Genomic DNA, 20,390 nt, shown 5'->3' with positions numbered 1-20,390 from the left:
TACGGCTCGCGCCCCGCGCGCCCCGGCGTGCGCGCCTCCAGGATGGAAGCATGGCGAACCCCACCCGGCTGCGCGCCGCCGCCCTGACCACCGCTGCCCTGCTGCTCTCGGCCCTGCTGGCCGGATGCGGCGACCGCGCCGAGGCCGGCGACCTCACCACGCAGACGCTGGACTGGAAGGACTGCCCGGCTCCGTCCGAGGCCGAGGGCGGCGGCAGCGCCCCGTCTCCGCTGCCGAACGGCGGCAGATGGCAGTGCGCCACCATGCAGGCCCCCCTGGACTGGAGCAAGCCGACGGGCGACACCATCGGCATCGCCCTGATCCGCGCCAAGGCCAGCGGCCCCGCGAGCAAGCGGATCGGCTCACTCGTGTTCAACTTCGGCGGCCCCGGCGGCAGCGGCGTCAGCACGCTGCCCGCGTTCGGCTCGGACTACGCCGCCCTGCGCACCCGCTACGACCTGGTCAGCTTCGACCCGCGCGGGGTCGGCCGCAGCGCCCCGGTGGAGTGCGAGACCGACTCCCAACTGGACACGTACTTCCAGCAGGACGCGACACCCGACGACAGCGCCGAACGGGCCCGACTCCTCGCCCGTACCAAGCAGTTCAACGGGGCCTGCGAGAAGAACTCCAAGAAGATCCTGCCGCACGTCGCGACCACCGACGCGGCCCGCGACATGGACCTGATGCGCCAGGTCCTCGGCGACGACAAGCTGCACTACTTCGGCATCTCCTACGGCACCGAACTCGGCGGCGTGTACGCCCACCTGTTCCCCAAGAACGTCGGCCGGGCCGTGCTCGACGCCGTCGTCGACCCCACGCAGAACCCCGAACAGAGCGCGCTCGGACAGGCCAAGGGCTTCCAGCTCGCGCTGGACAACTACGCCGAGGACTGCACCTCGAAGACCACACAGTGCCCTGTCGGCACCACTGCGCAGGATGTGAAGAACCGCATCGCGAAACTGCTGAACGACCTGGAGAAGAGGCCCATCCCCGGCATCGCGCCACGCCAGCTCACCCAGACCGCCGCGACGAACGGCATCGCGCAGTCCCTGTACTCAAAGGACTTCTGGCAGTACCTCACCGCGGGCCTGGAGCAGGCGTACGCGGGCGACGGGAAGATCCTCATGCTGCTGTCCGACTCGCTGAACGGCCGCAGCGAGAACGGCGAGTACAGCAACATCACCGCAGCGAACATCGCCATCAACTGCGCCGACGAGAAGCCGCGGTACACCGCCGACTACGTCCAGCAAAAGCTGCCCGAGTTCCGTGCCGTCTCCCCGCTGTTCGGGGACTACCTGGCCTGGGGCATGCTCAGCTGCACCGACTGGCCCGTGGCGGGTGCCGCCGACCATCCCGACGTCAGCGCGCCCGGCTCGGCGCCCATCCTCGTCGTCGGCAACACCGGCGACCCGGCCACCCCTTACGAGGGCGCGAAGAAGATGGTGGACGCGCTCGGCAAGGGCGTCGCCGTCGAGCTGACGTACAAGGGCCAGGGGCACGGTGCGTACGACAGCAAGAACCGGTGCGTGCAGCGCGCGGTGAACGGCTATCTGCTGGAGGGAAGGGAACCGAAGGCCGGCACGGTCTGCTTCTGAAACACCTCGAGCCTGAAACGCCCCGAGCCTCCTCCCGGCAGCCTGAAGCACCCCGCAGTTGCGAGAACCACAGGTCAGGGCGTTATCCACAGCCCGCCACAGGATCGGCCGGGTGTGCCTACCATGGCCTGGACGCCCGGCGCGGCACGACGCGAAGGGCCTGTGAGGGGGGTGCGCATGAGGCGATTCCTGCGCTGGACGGCCGCGGTGGCCGCGGCGCTGCTGGTGGCCGGCTGCGGCGGCGGCTCGTCGGACAGGGGCGACAACGGGAAGGGGCACGAGGGCGGCGAGGACAAGAGCACGAGCGCGGCTCCCCCGCCCTCGCCAGCGACGAACCTGCCCGCCTCCCTCACCTCCCAGCGCCTCGACTGGCACGGGTGCAAGGCCACAGGGGACTCCCCCGCGCCGAGCGGCGACTGGCGGTGCGCGACGCTCAAGGTGCCACTGGACTGGTCCGAGCCGGACGGTGCGACGATCGGTCTGGCGCTGATCCGCGCGCAGGCGACGGGCGGGAGCCGTATCGGCTCGCTGCTGTTCAACTTCGGCGGCCCCGGCGGTTCGGGCCTGGAGATGATGCCGTACTACGCGAACACCGTCTCGAGACTCCGCGAGCGCTACGACGTGGTGAGCTGGGACCCGCGCGGGGTCGGCGCCAGCGAGGGCGTCCGCTGCCGCGGCGACCGGCAGATCGAGGCCGCCGAGACCGTGGACGGCACACCGGACACCGCACAGGAGGAGAAGGCGTTCCTCCAGGACGCCGCCGACTTCGGCAAAGGCTGCCAGAAGGCTGCCGGCAAGCTGCTGGCCCATGTGTCCACCACCGACACCGCACGCGACATGGACCTGATGCGTCAGGTCCTCGGCGACCCGCGGATGCACTACTTCGGCGTCTCCTACGGCACCGAACTCGGCGGTGTGTACGCCCACTTGTTCCCGAAGCGGGTGGGACGAATGATCCTGGACGCGGTGGTCGACCCGACCGCGGACACCGTGGGCCAGGCCGAGAACCAGACCCGCGGCTTCCAGCGGGCACTGGACGACTACCTGAAGTCGACCGGCCAGGACCCGGAACAGGGCAGCCGGAAGATCGCGACCCTGCTCAAGCGGATCGACGCGAAACCGCTGCCGGCCACGTCCGGACGGAAGCTGACCGAGACCCTCGCGGTCACCGGAATCGTCGTGCCGCTGTACAGCGAGGCCGGCTGGCCGAGGCTGACCGCTGCTCTCAACTCGGCGGAGAGGGGCGACGGTTCACCGCTGCTGGCGCTCGCGGACGAATACAACGACCGGGACACCTCGGGTCACTACGGCACGACGACCCATTCCCAGCGGGTCATATCGTGCCTGGACGAGAAGGAGCGGCCGACGCCCGCCGAGACGAAGAAGCGGCTGGCGGAGTTCGAGCGGATCTCGCCCGTGTTCGGGGACTACCTGGGCTGGGACACGGCCGGCTGGTGCCACGACTGGCCGGTGCCCGGCCAGTACACGACTCCGGAGGTCAGCGCACCGGGAGCGGCGCCGATCCTGCTGGTCGGCAACGCCGGCGACCCGGCCACACCCTACGAGGGCGCCCGCAGAATGGCCGACGAACTGGGCAAGGGCGTCGGCATCGAACTCACCTGGAAGGGCGAGGGACACGGCGCGTACGGCAACGGCAGCGACTGCGTCGACTCGACGGTGAACGCCTACCTGTTGAACGGAACGGTGCCGAAGGACGGCAAGGTCTGCTCCTGACACGGACGGGGGCCCGGGCGCCGTACGCACCCGAGGTCCGCCCCATCCACACCGGGGAACCGGCTCAGTAAACCGGCAAGTCAGGCAATACATCGAGGTCGACGAACTCACCGGCGTCCATATGAACACGACCTGAGGCATCGTGGCCTTGGTCTTCCGCTGCAAGCCTTCCGGTGGCACCAAGCGCACGTCGACCGAGTCGACAGCCGTCGAGTGGCTCACTCGCTTGGATGGCCCAGCCCGCCAAGCGGAGCTGACAGTGAGGACTGGATCGGAGAACCGTCGCCCTGAGTGTCCAACTGCGTGACAACGCCGACGTACACCGCGAACAAGCGCGGACGCCCGCAGACCATCCGCCGAGGTGAGAGGCACCCGGCCCGAGGCAGGGGCCAAGCGCAAGTTGCTTGGGGACGACGAGGTCAACACTCCATGGTGGTCGAGGGTTCGCCGTTGCCGTTGTGATCTGTCCAGGGACGAGTACGTACGGAAAACGGTGGCCGAGGTGTTGCCGAGCTGTCGGCCGATCGATGGTGCCCTGACTGAGGCTCCGTCGGCTTAGTGAGTGACCGGCCCTTGAAGGCCCGTTGCTCCGCATGCTCACCTTATGAAGTGACTTACGGTTGGAGTAGACGTTCGCTCGTGCTGCTCTTCGCGGTCTCAGTGGGAGTCCCGGCGATGCTCGTCATGGGAGCCGTCACGGGGTGGAGTCATTCTGTGATGGGCGCACCGACCTGGGCGTCGTGGATGATCGCGGTACTGGCGATCTTCATTGGTCTGCCGCTTGCCTGGGCTTCCACCCCGCTGGGTACCAGAGGCGCGACGGATCTCCTGCTCAAGGCCTACCGCCGCGACGGACTGGAGTATGTCGAACAGCAGTATCTGTCCAAGTTGACGCCTTACAAGGCCGGACTTCAGCTGTTCAACCTCGCGCTCGCCCTCGATCATGCGGGCGATCAAGATGACGCCCTTGTGGTCTACCGGCACGCGGCGGCCTACGGATCTCCGCCGGCCATGGCGAATCTGGCGTATTGGCTGAGCCGGCATGGTGAAGAAGATGAGGCTCAAGAGTGGTACCGCCGCGCAGCAGAGGCCGGATACAGGCGAGTTGTGCCGGGAGCGGGAGAACGGTGAGCAGGAGACGCATGCTCTGTCGGCAGCAGTCGGCAGCCTGCGGCTCTCAGCCATGGCGCAGCTGGAAACTTCATGGAAGCTACTGCTCTCGCCAGTTCCGACCGACTGTGGTCGGCTCAGGGGGTGTTGAAGCGCTCGTGCCCTATTCCAGCGGTGGCAGGAGTCTACGGTTGGCACTTCGAGCAGGCACAAGCGCTCCTCAGCCAGTTGATGGCGGAGAACACGCGAGTGTTCTGGATCGAGCATGGCCAATCATGAGGCCACGGCCGCCCAGAGGAACTGAGGGCCGAAGCCCAGCGGCGGGCACGGGGGTTGCCCATCAGTGCGCAGGCCGGCAGGTTGACATCAACGGCGGCGAACGATGGCGCACCAAGGCGGCCCCAGCCGGATCGACGAGCAACCACCTAGCCCCGTTTCGACACGCCGCGGCAGGGCGCTCGGCGATGACCGACGTCGACAACTGCCGACAGCTCAGCAGCAGGTCAGAACGTTGATCGATCAGGCGGCCGCAGGTCACGGCCGCCGATCAGTTGTGGCTGAGCTGAGCTACAGGCCGTCGCGCTCGATCAGCGAGCCGTCGGGCCCCAGGGTGTAAACGCGCGGCGGCTGCATCGCTTCGACCGCCTTCCGTAGCGCCGCTTCCTGCTCGGCACGATCACGCCCTTGTGGGTCTCGCACGTGGAATCCGTACAACTCGATGGCCTCCGCGTCGACATCATCGGGCTGCGGACGGCCTTCCTGGATGAAGCCGCAGAGCGCACGCAACGCATCTTCGCCCAGTTCCAAGGGGTGAAAGGGCAGGGCGTAGGGCTCTTCCTCCTCGTCGGGCCAGGGGACGGTGTCGGCCGGGCGGTCTCCGGCCCAGTAGGGCAGTTCGAAGGGGAGCGGTTCGCCGATGTTCTCGATGATGCCGCTGTCCGGGGACAGGCTCAGGGAGCGGACGAGGCGCCCGTCCTCCCATACGGCGAACGCCAGCCAGTCGACCACGCTGTGCATCCCGTGCAGGACGAGTCGTCGGCCGGCGCTTGCCGCCACGAGGTGTTCCGGGAGCTCAGAGGGGGCGTCGATCATCACCCTCTGGTCGCCGATGACATCCACGCCCGGCCAGCTGGCCGCGTACGCCGTTCCTTTCGGGGGGTAGACGCCGTCCCAGAGATTCGAGCCCCCGCACTCCTCGATCTCCCAGCCCGGGTAGAGCCGCCGCATCATGGCGGTCGTCCGGTCCAGGTCCGCCGCGTCCACCTGTCGCAGCAGGCCCGGCACGTCGCCGTCGGCGTACACCAGCAGTCCCGTCTTGGCTCCCAAAGCCCCTCCCCAGAGCGTTGCCCTTGATGGCGAACGCACCATAGCCGCACGCACCGACAACGGAGGCGACTCAGCCCGGCTGCCAAGCCGGGCCGTCCCTGGACCGCGCGAGGTCACCTGATGCCGACCGACCGACAACGACAGAAAACGACAGAAGCCCACGGCTCTGAGCAGCTCAGAGCCGTGGGCTTCCTCAGTCCCGCTGGTCGGCGAGACCCTTGATCAGTAGACCGGCTTGTGCGGTTCGATCTGGTTGACCCAGCCGATGACGCCGCCGCCGACGTGGACGGCGTCGGCGAAGCCCGCGGACTTCAGGACGGCGAGGACTTCCGCACTGCGGACACCCGTCTTGCAGTGCAGGACGATCTTCTTGTCCTGCGGGAGGCCCTCCAGGGCGGTGCCCATGAGGAACTCGTTCTTCGGAATCAGCCTGGCGCCCGGGATGGAGACGATCTCGTACTCGTTCGGTTCGCGGACGTCGATGATCTCGATGTTCTCGCCGTCGTCGATCCACTCCTTGAGCTGCTTCGGAGTGATCGTGGAGTCGGCGGCCGCCGCCTGGGCCTCCTCGGACACGACGCCGCAGAAGGCCTCATAGTCGATGAGCTCGGTGACGGTCGGGTTCTCGCCGCAGACCGCGCAGTTCGGGTCCTTGCGGACCTTGACCTGGCGGTACGTCATCTCCAGGGCGTCGTAGATCATCAGGCGGCCGACCAGCGGCTCGCCGATGCCCGCGAGGAGCTTGATGGCCTCGTTGACCTGGATGGAGCCGATGGACGCGCAGAGCACGCCCAAGACGCCGCCCTCGGCGCAGGAGGGGACCATGCCGGGGGGCGGGGGCTCCGGGTAGAGGCAGCGGTAGCAGGGGCCGTGCTCGGACCAGAAGACGGAGGCCTGGCCGTCGAAGCGGTAGATCGAACCCCACACGTACGGCTTGTTCAGCAGCACGCACGCGTCGTTGACCAGGTAGCGGGTCGCGAAGTTGTCCGTGCCGTCGATGATCAGGTCGTACTGGCTGAACAGGTCCATCACGTTGTCGGCCTCGAGCCGCTCCTCGTGCAGGACCACGTTCACGTACGGGTTGATGCCCTTGACGGTGTCACGGGCGGACTCGGCCTTGGAGCGGCCGATGTCGGACTGGCTGTGGATGATCTGGCGCTGCAGGTTCGACTCGTCCACCTCGTCGAACTCCACGATGCCGAGGGTGCCCACGCCCGCGGCGGCCAGGTACATCAGCGCCGGCGAACCCAGGCCGCCGGCGCCCACACAGAGCACCTTGGCGTTCTTCAGCCGCTTCTGCCCGTCCATGCCCACGTCGGGGATGATCAGGTGGCGGGAGTACCTGCGGACCTCGTCTACGGTGAGCTCAGAGGCTGGCTCAACCAGGGGTGGCAGCGACACGGGGACTCCGTTGGTCGGTCAATCACTACAGTTGTTCTCCCCGTAACACTGCCACGGCCTTCTTCATTCCGAGACACCTGTTCCGATACGCGAGACGATTTCGTCCCAGTAGCCGGGCATGGTCTCCCAGGGGTCGGTGCGGCCGCCGCGGTCCGTGCGGTCGGTGAAGTAGATCGTCGCCGCACCCTGCCAGCGGGCGATGCGCAGCGCCTCCTCCAGATGGCCGCGGGGCACGCCGTGCACGAAGTGGCAGAAGCGGTCGGGCGGGTAGTCGGCGGTCCATTCTGCGACCTGCGACCAGCGGTAGTCGGCCCAGGCGCCGGAGAAGGTCACCAGTTGATCGGCGTTCTCCGCGTACCCGGGGTGCGGATGGCTGCCGTGGCCGAGGACGATGTGGGCGGTGTCACTGATCGTCCGGAGCGTGGTGACCACGCGGCGGACCTCGGGGAGCGCGCTGCGGTCGGTGGGGCAGCGGTCGAGCAGGAAGCCGTCGACCCGGTACCAGTCGAGGTGGCGGTGGGCGTCGGAGAGCAGGTCGGCGAAGGCGCGGGCGCCGTGGGTGAGGTCCAGGTGGCCGAGGACCCGGACGCCCGCTCCCCGCAGCCGGCCCGCGGCCTCCAGGCAGTGCGGGTCCGGGCGGGTGCCGGGGCCGGCGGCGACGTTCAGCACCACCCAGTCCAGTGGGGTGCCCGGGCGGGCGAGTTCGGCCCACTGGGCGGGGGCGACGAGCGGGTGGGCGTAGCCGGGTACGCCGATGGCGGTGCGCAGGCCGGTGTTCGTGGCGCCCGCTGTGGTGCTGGTCAGATGCGGCATGCCGCCTCCATCCAGATGTCGGCCAGGGATTCTTCGAGGTTGATGCGGGGCCGCCAGCCGAGCCGGTCGCGCGCGGTGCGCACGTCGGCCTGCTGCCAGCTGCCGCAGCCGTCCGGGTAGGGGTACGCCACCGGGCCCGCGTGTTCGGCGTCGGCGCGGGGGTGGCCGATGGCGCTGCGCAGCGGGCCGGGCGGGGCGTCGAGTTCGTGCAGGGCGCCGCCGTATCCCGCCACGCGCGCGAGGACTGCTGCGGCGTCACGGAGGCGGACGGCGCGGCCGGAGCCGATGTTGATGACGCCCTGCGCCGCGGAGAGCGAGGCGGCGTGCACGGCGCGGGCGACGTCGCGTACGTCGACGAAGTCGCGCTGCACGCCGAGGCCGCCCAGCTTGAGCTCGCCGTCGCCGGACTGCATCGCGCGCCGCATCGCCTCGGCGAGCCGGCCCAGCGGGGAGCCGGCCGGGGTGCCGGGGCCGGCCGGGGAGAACACCCGCAGCACGACGGCGTCCAGTCCGGAACCGAGGACCAGCTCGGTCGCGGCGAGCTTGCTCACGCCGTACGGGCCGCCGGGGCGCGGTACGGCGTCCTCGGCGGTGGAGGAGCCGGGCTGGCTCGGGCCGTACTCGGAGCTGCACCCGATCTGCACCAGACGGGCTCCGCAGCCGCTGCGGCGCAGGGCCTCGCAGACGGTGGCGACGGCCACGGTGTTGTGCCGGGTCAGTTCGCGGGCGCCGCCGCGGATGGCGCCGGCGCAGTTGACGACGACCCCTGGGTGGACCGCGTCCAGGAAGCGGGTGAGCGCGCCGGGACTGCCGGTGGCGAGGTCGAAGCGGACGTCGGCGTCGTCGCCGCGCCCGAGCGCGGTGAGCTGGACGGCCGGGTCGGCGAGCAGCCGGTCGGCGACGAAGCGGCCGATGTATCCGTTGGCTCCGATCAGCAGGACCCTCATCGGGCGGCTCCCCTGGTGTGGGCGCCGGTGTGACCGGCGGGACCGATGTGACTGGTGGCGCTGCTGTGGCCGGCGGGGCCGGCAGGTGCCGTGGGCCAGTGGCGTGCGCTGGGCCAAGAGGGTGCGACGGGTCCGCCCGCGCTCGCGGTGACGGCCGATCCGGTGGTTCCCCGGACTCCGGCTCCGGCGGGCCCGGCTTGTGCATCCGCGGCTGCGACTGCTGCGGACGCGCCGGAGGATCCGGGGGCTCCGGACGCTCCGGGTCGGGAGGTGGTCATCTGGTGGTCTCCTTCAAAAAAGGGGTGATGCGGTCGCCTCCGGCGGCGGTTCGGGCCGGCGGCGGAAGATTCACTCGGGGCCTGCCGTGGGTGCGTGCGCCGAGGCCTGGGTGAGGGTGCGGCCGGCGTGGAACAACAGGGCCAGTGCGGCCGTGCCGCAGGCGAGGGCCGGGACGGCGGCCTCCCCCCAGGCCTCCACGAGGGCCCGTACGGGGGACGACAGGACGGCGCTACCGGGCAGCCTTCCGGCCAGCGGCAGGGCGAGCGTCATCGCCTCCATGGCCGCCGCGGCACCGAGCGCCACGGCCGGGGCGTGCCGGTGGCCGTGCACGGTGAGCAGGCGGGCGAGCAGCAGCAGGGCGCCCAAGGTGAGGGCCTGTGGATAGGCCACGGGGTCGTGCAGGACGGCGCCGCACACCAGGAGCAGGGCGGTGAGCGCGCCCATGAACAGGGCGAACGTGCCGAACAGCAACGGCGTGGCGGCGGCCTTGAAGTCCCCCAGACCCCGGCTGCCGGCGAGCCTGCGGCGGGCGCCCGCGCCGAGCAGGTGGGCGCACCAGGCCGCCGGGGCGCAGACCATAGTGAGGGCCAGGACGGGCGCCACGGCCGTGGGCCAGGGGCCGTCCGGGGCGCCGGTCGGCAGGGCTTCGGGGCCACCGGTCACGACGGCGTGCAGGAGGCCGTCGCCGAGGAGGGCGTACCCGAGCAGCCACAGGGTCCACGCGCGCGTGCCGTAGGTGCGCCACGCGCGCGTGCCGGGCGGACCGGCGAGGGGGCCGCGGCACAGTGCGGCACGCGTGGCGAGGGCTACGGCGAGGATGCCGACGGCGGCGGCCCCGAGGCGGGGTTGGCCGTGGGTAAGGCGCAGTCCGGCCACGGTGGCCGCGCCGAGGGCGCCGGGCAGGAGGGTGAGCAGGATCCAGTCCGCGCGCACGCGGGGCACGGGCGGGGGCTCGGACTCCGGGCCGTGCTCGCCGCCTCGCGGCACGCGCGCGTAGAGCTCCTCGGCGAGGGAGAAGACGTCGCGGTGGCGGAAGCGGGCGGCGGTCCGGTCGGTGACGCCGTGCGCCTCCAGTCCGGCCGCGATCTCCAACGGGTCCACGGCCCGCTCGCACAGCTCACGGTGCCGGTGCATCAGGGCTTTCACCGGGTCGGCGGCTCCCCGCCGGGGCGCGACGACGCGCCCCTTGCCCGACTCGCCTTCGCCGGACCGGGAGTTGTCCGGCGCCGCCTGGGTGACGGAGGCCGCGTCGAGCGCCCCGGGGCGGCCCGGCCGCCCGTCCGGCTCGGCGACGTCGGCTGAGCCCGCCGCATCGGACACGGAGGCGGACGGCACCGACGAGTCCTCGCCGGGCAGGCACCCCTCACCGCCGCGCTCTGTCTCGAACCACGCCCCCGACCGCGCGTCCCAGGGCTCAGCGGCACGGGGCATCCCGGGCCGATCCAGCCCGCCCAGCCCGCCCGGCTCCCCCGCAATCCCGGCAGCCGAACCCAAGCCCTCCGCCTCTCCGGACACCCCAGTGCCCCGCGCGCTCGACCCGCTCAGCGCCTCCGGCACACTCGCGGTGGAATCCGCGTCCCCCAGCCCATCCGGCGCCCCCGTGCCCCACGGGCCGAGGTCCCCCGGTGTGCCCCGTTCGGTCAGCTCGTCCAGCGCCCCGGTGCGCTCTCCGCCCGTGCGGTCGGCACCCGTGCGGTCGTCCCGTGTGTTCATCACGCCCCCTCTGCGGCGGCCAGTCGTGTCGCGCGTACCGGTGGGGCCGTGGCCCAGTTGGGGGCGGTCCGGGGCAGGACGCGGGCCGTGGGGCCGGTCCAGCGGCCCGGGACGTGGGACTCGGCGGGCGTGGCGAACGGCAAGGGGTCACCGGCCTCGTCGAGGACGACCCGGCGGACCGGGCAGTGCGAGACGATCTGCAGGTAAATGCCGTGAAATGCCGCGATGTTCTGCTCGACGGTGAACAGTTCGAGCGCGCGGGCGCGTGCGGCGGCGCCGAGGCGCTCACGGCGCTCGGGGTCGCGCAGCAGCGCCACGCACGCCTCGGCGAGCGCCCGCGGATTGCGCGGGGGTACGACGAGTCCCGTGCCGCCGATGACCTCCACCACCGCACCGACGTCGGTGGACACCGTGGCCCGGCCGCAGAACATGGCCTCGATCAGGCCGATCGGGAAGCCCTCGACCACGCTGGACAGCACGACGACCGCGCCGGCCGCGTACACCTCCGGCAGCGTGGGCGCCTCCGGATCGCCGATCTCCTCGAAGGAGACGGGGTTGTCGCCGACGGCGTGCACGCCCTCCGCCTCGTCCGGGAAGAGCTGCGCGGCGAGCGCCCGGCAGTGACCGAGGTAGGCCGCGCCCTCGGGTCCGGAGGGCGCGCCGACGATCCTGAGGCGCGCCTTGGGCTCCTCCTTGCGGACCTCGGCGAAGGCGTGCAGCAGCGAGATCAGGTCCTTGGCGGGTTCGACGCGCCCGACCCAGACCAGAGCGCCGGGGTCGGCGCGGTCCGGGGCCTCGCCGACCTCCGCGAAGCCGGTGGCGTCCATGCCCGGGTAGACCGTGCGGATCCGGGCCCGGTCAGCGCCGCACCGCTCCTGCCAGCGGCGGGCGTGTGCGTTGCCGGGGGTGAGGACCTCGGCGCGCCGGTAGACCTCCGCCGCGAGCCTGCCGTGAAAGGCGCCGAGCAGCGCGCGCACGACCGGGGCGGCGGTGTCGGGGCCGAGGGCCAGGTAGTGCGAGCGGAGTTGCACGCCGTACTCGGTGACGAGCAGCGGCACCTCGCAGAAGTGCCGGGCGAGCAGCCCGGTGAGGGCCGCGGGGCCGCCGGCGGTGGCGTGGCAGAGGTCGGCCGCGCCGAGGTCCTCGTCGCCGTACCAGTCGAGGGAGAGGGGGCGCAGGGCGCGTTCGAGGTGTGCGGTGACGGTGAGCAGATCGGGTACGCGCGCCTCGCGCGCCGTGCGCAGCGCGCCGGGGGCGCGGCAGGCTCGTTCGAGGGTGCGTACGGCGGCGTCCGAGCGCAGGGCGCCGGCCAGGCCGCCCTCCTCGCGGGCGAGTTCGGCGAGTCCGTACAGCGCGCTGCCGAAACGGTCCGCCATGTCGGTCGCTCCGTCCCCGGACACCGGGTCGGCTCCGGCGCACACGGCGGCGACCAGTTCGCCGTAGCACTCGGTGAAGCGCCGGCGCGTGCGCCGTCCGTGGGCGACCCCGTCGTCCTCGGCCATCCACACCGGCGCCGTGCGCACCCGGCTGACCTGCGGTGGGAGCGCGACCCAGCCGTCGTCCTCCTGGTGCCGGCTGCGGCTGAGCGCGTAGATGTCGAACTCGTGCTGGTCGAGCCCGCGCACGAGCCGGTCGCACCAGAGTCCGGCGTCACCGCTCACATACGGGTAGCCACCTTCCGTAAGCAGTCCGATGCGCACGTGTGCACCCCCGATCTCCCGTCCGGTGAGCCGCCGTTCGGAGGCTCGCAGCGGGACGAACGTAAGGGGACAAGGCGGTGGCGCGACGGACGGTTGTCCATCGCGCCACCAAAAGGGGTGAACGGTCGTAACTTTCGCGTGCGGGTCGCGTTCGGCCGCGCTAAGGCCTCACAGGGCGATCGACCGTGCACGAAACGTTACGCCACGGCCGGCTCACGCCGCGCCGCACGCCGCTGTGCCGCCAGCTCCGGGTCGAGCGCCGGTACGGCGGCCAGGAGCTGCCTGGTGTACGGCTCGCGCGGGCTGTCGTACACCTCGTCGGCGGACCCGTACTCGACGACCCGGCCCTGGCGCATCACCGCGACCCGGTCGCTGACCTGCCGTACGACGGCGAGGTCGTGGGCGATGAAGACCAGCGCGAGGCCGAGTTCCCGCTGGAGTTCGCCGAGCAGCTCGACCACCTGGGCCTGTGTGGTGACGTCGAGCGCGGAGACCGGCTCGTCGCAGACGATGACGCGCGGGTCGGCGGCGAGTGCCCGGGCGATGCCGATGCGCTGGCGCTGGCCGCCGCTGAACTCGTGCGGGTAGCGGTCGTAGTGCGCCCTTTCGAGCCCCACGCGCTCCAGCAGTTCCCTCACACGCCCCCGGATGCGTTCCTCGTCGTGGTCCCCACGCGCGCGTAGCGGATCGGCGATCGACTCGCCCACGCTGCGGCGCGGGTTGAGGGAGGAGACCGGATCCTGGAAGACCATCTGGACGGCCGGGTTCACGCCGGTGTGCGGGCGTCCCTCGTAGCGGATCGCGCCGGCGGTCGGCTCCAGCAGCCCGACCAGCATCCGGCCGAGCGTGGTCTTGCCGCTGCCGCTCTCGCCGACCACGCCGAGCGTCTCGCCGCGGCGGACGGTCAGCGAGACGTCGTCCACGGCCGCGAACGCCTGCTTGCCGCGGCCGAACTCGCGCCGCACCCCGGTGGCCTCCAGCACGACCTCGTCGGAGGCCTGGGAGCCGGTACGCCGGGTGTCCACGCGCGGGACGGCGTCGAGGAGTTCCCGGGTGTACGCCGCGGTGGGCGCGGCGAGGACCGTGCCGACCGTGCCCTGCTCGACGACCCTGCCGTGCCGCATGACGAGGATGTCGTCCACGCTCTCGGCGGCGACGCCCACGTCGTGGGTGACGAGCAGCAGGCCCATGCCGGTCTCCTCGCGCAGCGTGTGCAGCAGGTCGAGGATCTGGGCCTGGACGGTGACGTCGAGGGCGGTGGTCGGCTCGTCGGCGATCAGCAGGTCCGGCTCGCAGGCGAGGGCCATGGCGATGAGGGCGCGCTGGCGCATGCCGCCGCTGAACTCGTGCGGGCGGGACCGGGACCGCCGTGCCGCGTCCGGAATTCCCACCCGGTCCAGCACCTCCACGGCACGCGCGCGTGCGGCACGACGCGACACGCGCGTGTGCACGCGGTGGACCTCGGCGATCTGGTCGCCGATCGCGTAGTACGGGTCCAGCGAGGACAGCGGGTCCTGGAAGACCATGGCGGCCTTGGCGCCGCGCAGCCGCCGCAGCTCCTCGTCCGAAGCCGCCTGTACGTCGGTGCCGGCGACGCGGACCGAGCCGGTGACCCGGGCCCCGGTGCCGCGGTGCAGGCCCAGCAGGGCGCTCGCGACCGTGGACTTGCCGGAGCCGGACTCGCCGACCAGGGCCAGCGCGGCGCCCTTCGGCAGGCTGAAGGAGAGTCCGTCCACGGCCCGCAGCGCGCCGAACCCGACGGTGAGGTCCGTGACTTCCACCAGGCTCATTGGAGTACCACCCGTCGGTCGGCCACCGCGTACAGGACGTCCGCGACGGCGTTGGCGAGGACCACGAAGAAGCCGATGACCAGGACCATGCCGACGACCACCGGCAGGTCGACGACGTTCACCGCGTGCACCAGCTCCTGGCCGATGCCGGGCAGCCCGAACAGGGTCTCGGTGAGGACGGCGCCGCCGACGGCCGAGCCGACGTTGTTGGCGTTCAGCGCGATCACGGGCGCCAGGGCGCCGCGCAGGGCGTGCCGGCCGACGATGGAACGCTCGGCGACGCCGTACGCCCGCAAGGTGCGGATGTGGTCCTCGGCGAGGGTCTCCAGCATGGCGGCGCGGGTGAGGCGGGCGAAGGCCGCGGCCTCGATCAGGGCGAGCGAGAGCCAGGGCAGCAGCAGATTCCACGCCCATTGCTCGGGATCGTCCGAGAAGTCCACGTACTGCGGGAAGGGCAGCAGTTGCAGTTCGCCGCAGACGACGATCATCAGCACCAGGCCGATGACGAAGACGGGCGTGGCCGTGCCCGCGAGGGTGATCGCGGTCAGCACGCGCTCGGAGACACGGCCGCGCCGCCACGCGGACAGCACGCCGGTGCCGATGCCGAGGACGAGCCACACCACCATGGCGCCGACGACCAGCGACAGGCTGACCGGCAGCTTGGTCAGGATGATGTCCAGGACCTGCTGGTCGGTCTGGTACGACTGCCCCAGGCAGGGCGCGGCGCAGTGCTCCACCGCGGTGCCCGTGGAGAAGTCCTGGCCGACGAAGAGCCCTTCCAGGAAGTGCCAGTAGCGCAGGTACAGCGGATCGCCGAGCTTCAGTTGCTCTGCCACCTGGTGGACCTGTTCCGGTGAGCAGCGCGGGCCGCAGGTGATCTGGGCGACGTTGCCGGGGGTGACGTAGAAGACGACGTAGACGATCACCGAGATGGCGAGCAGGGTGACCACCACGCCGACGGCGCGGCGCAGCAGGAAGCCGCCGAGGCCGCTCATGCGGTTGCCTCCTTGTCGCTCTTGACGCCCTTGACGCCCTTGACGCCCTTGGCGTCCTTGCGGCCGGTGCCGACGCGCAGGCGGGAGGCGGCGCGCGGGTCGAGGGCGGTGCGCACGCCGTCGCCGAGGACGGTGAGGGCGAGGACGGTGACGAACAGGGCGCCGGCCGGCAGCAGCAGGTACTGGGGCGCGGCCTGGTGCCAGACGTCGGCGGCGGTCAGCATCTGTCCCCAGGACGGGGTGGGCGGCTTCACGCCGACGCCGAGGAAGGACAGCGCCGCCTCGACGGAGATGTTCGTGGGCACCAGCAGGGCGCCGTACGTGATGACGGGCGCGGCGAGGCCGGGGAGCAGTTCACGGCGGGCGACCCGCCAGGCGCCCCAGCCGCTCAGCCGGGCTGCGGAGACGTAGTCGAGCCCCTTCAGGGAGAGCGTCTGGGCCCGCACGATCTTCGCGATGTTGCCCCACGCGATCAGGCCGATGACCAGGGTGACCAGGACGGGCCGCGGGAAGCTCGACGGCACGATCGCCAGCAGGGCCAACGACATGATCATCAACGGCATCGAGACGATGATGTCCGTGGCGCGGCTCAACAGTTGATCAACCCATCGGTTGCCGAGCGCGGAGCCGACACCGACCGCGACCCCGATGGCGACCTGCACCACCGTGGCCGCGAGCGCGACGCCCAGCGACACCCGTGCCCCGTACACCAGGCGGGCGAACAGGTCGCGGCCGGTCTGCGGTTCGACGCCCAGCCAGTGGTCGGCGCCGATACCGCCGAGGGAACCGGTGGGCACGCCCCCGCGCGCGGAGTCGATCAGGGACGGGTGGTACGTGGTGGGGTCCTGGCCCTCCAGCGCGGTGAGCAGCGGCGCGGCGAGCGCGACCAGGACGAGCAGCGCGACGACGGCCGCGGCGACCAGGGCGGCGCGCTGCGCGCGCAGCCGCCGCCAGAACTGACGGGCCCCCGAGGCCGCCGGGACGGAGACGTCCGTCCCGGCGGCCTCGACGGCGACGAGTGCCTCGCTCACGGCGCTACTTCACCGCGACCTGGGAGATGTCCAGGACGCCGGTCCAGTCGCTGATGACGATGTTCTTGACGTCCTTGCCGTACAGACGCTTGTAGACCGGGTGGAACAGCGGCACGACGAGGGCCTTCTCGCCGATCTTCTCGTCCAGTGCACCCCACCGCTTGGCGGCCGCGTCAAGGTCGGTCAACTTGTTGATCGCGTCAATCTCGGCATTGACCGACTTGTCGTCGAGCAGGCCCGTGTTGAAGTTCGCGCCGTCCTTGACGATCTGGCGACCGTCGAAGATCGGGGCCAGGAAGGGGCCGCCGGAGGGCCAGTCGGCACCCCAGTGCGCGAGGAAGAAGCCGGGCTCGGTCTTCACGCCGTGGATCTTGTCCCGGTAGTCGTTGTACTCCAGACCCTGGAGCTTGACCGTGATGCCGGCCTTCTTGAGCGCGTCCTGGACGGCGGTCGCGATCTCGGGGCTGGTCTCGAAGTCCTTGGCGTTGGAGTGGGTCAGCGTGACGGTGAGCCCGTTCTTGTAGCCGGCCTGGGCGAGCAGCTCCCTGGCCTTGGCCGCGTTGCCGGACGCACCGGCCGGGAACGGGTCGTACGGCGTGTAGCCGAAGGACTTCTGGTTCGGCAGGAAGGTGGTGGCGGGCTCGGCGAGCGCGCTGCCGCCGGCCGCGTTGACCACCGAGGACCGGTCGACGGCGTAGGCGATCGCCTGCCGCACCTTCGGGTTGTCGAACGGCTTCACGGTGGGGTTGAAGGCGATGTAGTTCGTGTAACCGAAGTGACCGGTGCCGACGCGCGCGGCCAGTTCCTTGTCGCCGCTGACCTTGGCGAGCTCGGCCGGTCCGAGGTTGGTGTCCGTGGTGACCGCGGCCGCGTCCGCACCCTGGGACGCGGACAGCCGCTGGTTGATCACGGACGAGTCGAGCCCGGAGCGGACGTCGATCGTGTCCGGGTAGGCCTTGCGCTGGTCGTCGACGCCCGCCGACCAGTACGTGTTGCGCGTAAGGACCAGGTGCTCGCCGTCGTTCTCGTTCTTGACGACCTTGTACGGGCCGGACGAGACGGGGTGCTCCTCGTACTTGGTGCCGTTGTCCTTGCTCTGCGGCACCGGGGTGAACTGCGTCTGCGTGGCGAGGAACGGGAACTCGCCCTCGGGCTTGTTCAGGTGGAAGACGATGGTCCGCGCGTCCGGCGTCTCGATCGCCGAGAGCCCCTTCTTGTCCTTGTAGGGGCCCTGGTAGTCGGCCGCACCGACCAGCCAGTCCCTCAAGTAGGGTGCGCCGCCGGAGAGTTCGGGGGCGAAGGAGCGCTCGATGCCGTACTTGATGTCGGCCGAGGTGATCGGCGTGCCGTCCTCGTACTTGAGGCCCTTCTTCAGGGTGTACGTCCACACGGTCGCGTCCTTGTTGGGACGCCCGGTGTCGGTGGCGAGGTCGGGGACGACCTTGGCGCCGGCCGCGCCGTTCTCGCGGTTGCGCGTGGTGAGCGTGCGGAAGACCAGCGAAGGGACGTTTCCGCCGCCGGAGGTGTAGAGGCGGGCCGGGTCGAAGTCGGTCTGCGGCTCGGAGTTCAGCACCGTGAGGGTGCCGCCCTTGTGGGGCGTGGAGTCGCCACCGGAGCCCTTGGCATCGTTGTCCTTCGGGCCACAGGCGGCGGCGCCCGCTGCCACGACCAGGCTGACGGATGCCGCTGCCACGCGGCGCGCTATGACGGACGGTTGACGCATCGGAATGACGACCTCTCGAATACTGAGACTGACAGACAAGGAGTGAGACGATTGCGGGCAGACGTCAGCCCCGGCGTCGGGTCGTCGAAAATCCATGGCTCAGCCCGTGACTCAGCCACGGACGCAAAAAAGAGGAAAACGGTCGCGACGCGAACGCCAGGGGGCGGCGTCAGCGACAGTGGATGTCGGCCACGCAGAGTGCGGTCACGCCGATGAGCGCCAGCTCGATGGCTGCGCTCTTACGGACGGCATGACTAGACCACATGGGCAGAAATATGAACGAACTTGCGGCTCATGTCAATGTGACATAAGCGGCGGCTGTCAACTCGTGGGATAGGGCCAGGGGTTGGGCAGACAGTGGATTCCGTCATGGTCGAGGAACTTTGTCTGCTGCTGCATGACGGGGGCGAGTTCGCCGTCCTTCTGGCACGTCACGTGGCCGTGGCCGAGCCGGTGACCGACCTCATGATTGATCAACATCTGCCGGTAGGCGTGGATTTTGTCCCCATATGTCTTGCTGCCCTGGGCCCACCTGTATGCATTGATCATCACTCGTTCGGTGGCGGCCGAGTCGCAGGAGACGTTGTCCTCGGTGGTGTCGAGCCCGGACTTGGCGCACCACGTGGCGGTCGTACCGGGGCTGGCCAGCGTGATCACGAAGTCGGGCTTGCCGGAGGAGATCCGCTCGAAGGTACGGGCGCCGTCATGGGCCCAACTGCGGTCGTCGTTCAGGGTCTTCTGCACCGCCTCGGCGAACAGCCGGCCGTCCAGGCCGAGTCCCTGCTCGATGTCCACGCGGTAGGTGTACTTCTGCCCCTTGCCGGGCGCCTTGGCGGAACCGGGCACGGTCTCGAACTTGCCCGAGCCCTTCAGCGTGGCGCTGAGCGGGTACGTCCGGTCCATCTTCTGCTCGTACGACAGCGCGACCGTGCCGGGTGAGGCGGACGGGCCCTCGGCGCCGGGGGCGTGTGCGTCCTGAGCCTGGTCGGTGGCGGAGCTCGGCTGTTCGCCGTCGCGGTGCGAGCCGGTCACCTGGCCGCCGACGACCACGGCGAGCACGGTGGTGACGGCGGCCGCCGCGATTCCGGTGAACGCCCGCCCCTTGCCGCCGGAGCGCTGCGCGGGCAGGCCGACGGGGTGCTGCGCGGGCGGGCCGGCCGGGGGTGCGTCGTCGGCGTCCGTCTCCGGCGCGTCGGCCGGGTGTTCTTCGACGTGACCAGGCTTCCCCGTGCGGGGCGCGAAGACGTCGATGTCGTCGTCGAGGCCGACGCCGGCGGCGCGCCCCCCGGCGAAGGCGTCGAGGTACTCCTGTCGGGGCCCGGCCCCGCCCCCCGGGCCGGCGGGCCGCTGCCGTGGAAGCACGGCACCGGGCCCGGCCGCCCCCGCGTACTCACCCCGACCACCACCGGCTTCCCGCTGCTCGGGGTGCCCACCGCGAGCGGGAGCCCCCTCACGAAGACGGGGGACACCGTGCGCGAGGGTGCCGTCGGGAAGACGGGGCATGCCGTGCGCGGGAGTGCCGTCCGGAAGCCTGGGGACACCGCGCGCGGGCGTCCCGTCGGGGAAGCGGGGTACGCCATGCGCAGGCGTCCCGTCCGGAAGCCGAGGCACACCACGTGCCGGTGTGCCATCGGGCAGACGGGGCACACCACGCACCGGACCACCCTCGCCGAAACCCGGCACACCCTGGGCCGGCATCCCGTCCGGGAACCTCGGGACACCGTGCGCGGGAGTGCCGTCAGGGAACCTCGGCACACCACGCGCAGGCATCCCCTCCGGAAGCCGAGGCACACCACGTGCCGGTGTGCCATCGGGCAGACGGGGCACGCCACGCACCGGACCACCCTCGCCGAAACCCGGCACACCGTGGGCCGGCATCCCGTCCGGGAACCTCGGGACACCGTGCGCGGGAGTGCCGTCAGGGAACCTCGGCACACCACGCGCAGGCATCCCCTCCGGAAGCCGAGGCACACCACGTGCCGGTGTGCCGTCAGGCAGACGGGGCACGCCATGCGCGGGGGTGCCGTCCGTGAAACGCGGCGCACCCTGCGCCGAAGTCCCCCCGGAGAACCGCGGCGCACGCTGCGCCGGACTCCCCTCCGCGAGCGGCGGCACGCCCTGCACCAGGATCCCCTCCGCGAACCGCGGCACATCATGTGCCGGCGGGCCGGCCGGGAGGAACGTCGGCGGTTCTTGCCGGTCGGGGGGCGGGAACCCGGCACCGGAGCCGGTC

The 20,390-nt window shown here is 71.2% G+C and carries 15 protein-coding genes and 1 pseudogene; 4 read left to right on the top strand and 12 right to left on the bottom strand.

The genetic code is table 11. The features are described 5' to 3' along the window. Positions 1–50: 50 nt before the first annotated feature. From ACQPXS_RS29945 to ACQPXS_RS29930, 4 genes and pseudogenes are all read left to right on the top strand, one after another. A complete protein-coding gene (locus ACQPXS_RS29945) occupies positions 51–1,595 on the top strand; it encodes an alpha/beta hydrolase (RefSeq protein ID WP_433452351.1) in 1,545 nt (514 codons plus the stop codon). A gap of 177 nt (positions 1,596–1,772) precedes the next feature. Next, the gene (locus tag ACQPXS_RS29940) at positions 1,773–3,329 is read left to right on the top strand and encodes an alpha/beta hydrolase (RefSeq protein ID WP_433452350.1); all 1,557 of its coding nucleotides are present in this window, start codon (positions 1,773–1,775) and stop codon (positions 3,327–3,329) included. A gap of 88 nt (positions 3,330–3,417) precedes the next feature. Next, a pseudogene (locus ACQPXS_RS29935) lies at positions 3,418–3,585 on the top strand (NUDIX hydrolase); the annotation flags it as partial. Positions 3,586–4,046: 461 nt separating this feature from the next. Beyond that, positions 4,047–4,460, top strand: a complete 414-nt coding sequence (locus tag ACQPXS_RS29930) for a hypothetical protein (protein ID WP_433452349.1) — start codon at positions 4,047–4,049, stop codon at positions 4,458–4,460. 546 nt (positions 4,461–5,006) lie between these two features. Here ACQPXS_RS29930 and ACQPXS_RS29925 read toward each other — a convergent pair. From ACQPXS_RS29925 to ACQPXS_RS29870, 12 genes are all read right to left on the bottom strand, one after another. After that, the gene (locus tag ACQPXS_RS29925) at positions 5,007–5,765 is read right to left on the bottom strand and encodes a DUF6928 family protein (protein ID WP_433452347.1); all 759 of its coding nucleotides are present in this window, start codon (positions 5,763–5,765) and stop codon (positions 5,007–5,009) included. A gap of 222 nt (positions 5,766–5,987) precedes the next feature. Beyond that, a complete protein-coding gene (gene moeZ, locus ACQPXS_RS29920) occupies positions 5,988–7,166 on the bottom strand; it encodes an adenylyltransferase/sulfurtransferase MoeZ (RefSeq protein WP_323375512.1) in 1,179 nt (392 codons plus the stop codon). Between the two features lie 63 nt (positions 7,167–7,229). Beyond that, positions 7,230–7,979: a spherulation-specific family 4 protein gene (locus tag ACQPXS_RS29915; protein WP_356301283.1), complete on the bottom strand. Its 750-nt coding sequence runs from the start codon at positions 7,977–7,979 to the stop codon at positions 7,230–7,232. Continuing rightward, positions 7,967–8,926 carry an NAD-dependent epimerase/dehydratase family protein gene (locus ACQPXS_RS29910; RefSeq protein WP_351799385.1) on the bottom strand — a complete coding sequence of 320 codons (960 nt, stop codon included), beginning with the start codon at positions 8,924–8,926 and terminating at the stop codon, positions 7,967–7,969. The genes ACQPXS_RS29915 and ACQPXS_RS29910 overlap by 13 nt, the downstream gene beginning before the upstream one ends. A 348-nt stretch (positions 8,927–9,274) precedes the next feature. Beyond that, positions 9,275–10,918: a hypothetical protein gene (locus tag ACQPXS_RS29905; protein WP_433452345.1), complete on the bottom strand. Its 1,644-nt coding sequence runs from the start codon at positions 10,916–10,918 to the stop codon at positions 9,275–9,277. After that, on the bottom strand, positions 10,918–12,579 hold the full coding sequence (locus ACQPXS_RS29900; protein WP_433452344.1) for a glycosyltransferase: 1,662 nt from the start codon (positions 12,577–12,579) through the stop codon (positions 10,918–10,920). The genes ACQPXS_RS29905 and ACQPXS_RS29900 overlap by 1 nt, the downstream gene beginning before the upstream one ends. 236 nt (positions 12,580–12,815) lie before the next feature. Further along, the gene (locus tag ACQPXS_RS29895) at positions 12,816–14,408 is read right to left on the bottom strand and encodes a dipeptide ABC transporter ATP-binding protein (RefSeq protein ID WP_433452342.1); all 1,593 of its coding nucleotides are present in this window, start codon (positions 14,406–14,408) and stop codon (positions 12,816–12,818) included. Then, on the bottom strand, positions 14,405–15,403 hold the full coding sequence (locus ACQPXS_RS29890; RefSeq protein ID WP_433452340.1) for an ABC transporter permease: 999 nt from the start codon (positions 15,401–15,403) through the stop codon (positions 14,405–14,407). Before ACQPXS_RS29890 ends, ACQPXS_RS29895 begins: the two co-directional genes overlap by 4 nt. Next, a complete protein-coding gene (locus ACQPXS_RS29885) occupies positions 15,400–16,434 on the bottom strand; it encodes an ABC transporter permease (protein ID WP_433452338.1) in 1,035 nt (344 codons plus the stop codon). Before ACQPXS_RS29885 ends, ACQPXS_RS29890 begins: the two co-directional genes overlap by 4 nt. 4 nt (positions 16,435–16,438) lie before the next feature. Next, positions 16,439–18,157 carry an ABC transporter substrate-binding protein gene (locus ACQPXS_RS29880; RefSeq protein ID WP_433452337.1) on the bottom strand — a complete coding sequence of 573 codons (1,719 nt, stop codon included), beginning with the start codon at positions 18,155–18,157 and terminating at the stop codon, positions 16,439–16,441. A gap of 169 nt (positions 18,158–18,326) precedes the next feature. Next, a complete protein-coding gene (locus tag ACQPXS_RS29875; RefSeq protein WP_351799366.1) occupies positions 18,327–18,422 on the bottom strand; it encodes an Ms4533A family Cys-rich leader peptide in 96 nt (31 codons plus the stop codon). 56 nt (positions 18,423–18,478) lie between these two features. After that, positions 18,479–20,035: a DUF3152 domain-containing protein gene (locus ACQPXS_RS29870; protein WP_433452336.1), complete on the bottom strand. Its 1,557-nt coding sequence runs from the start codon at positions 20,033–20,035 to the stop codon at positions 18,479–18,481. Positions 20,036–20,390 lie beyond the last annotated feature (355 nt).

The sequence above is a fragment of the Streptomyces sp. CA-142005 genome, assembly GCF_050942335.1.
GTDB lineage: Bacteria > Actinomycetota > Actinomycetes > Streptomycetales > Streptomycetaceae > Streptomyces.
Note: the sequence above shows the minus strand (reverse complement) of the source record. Positions and strands in the feature narration are given on the sequence as shown.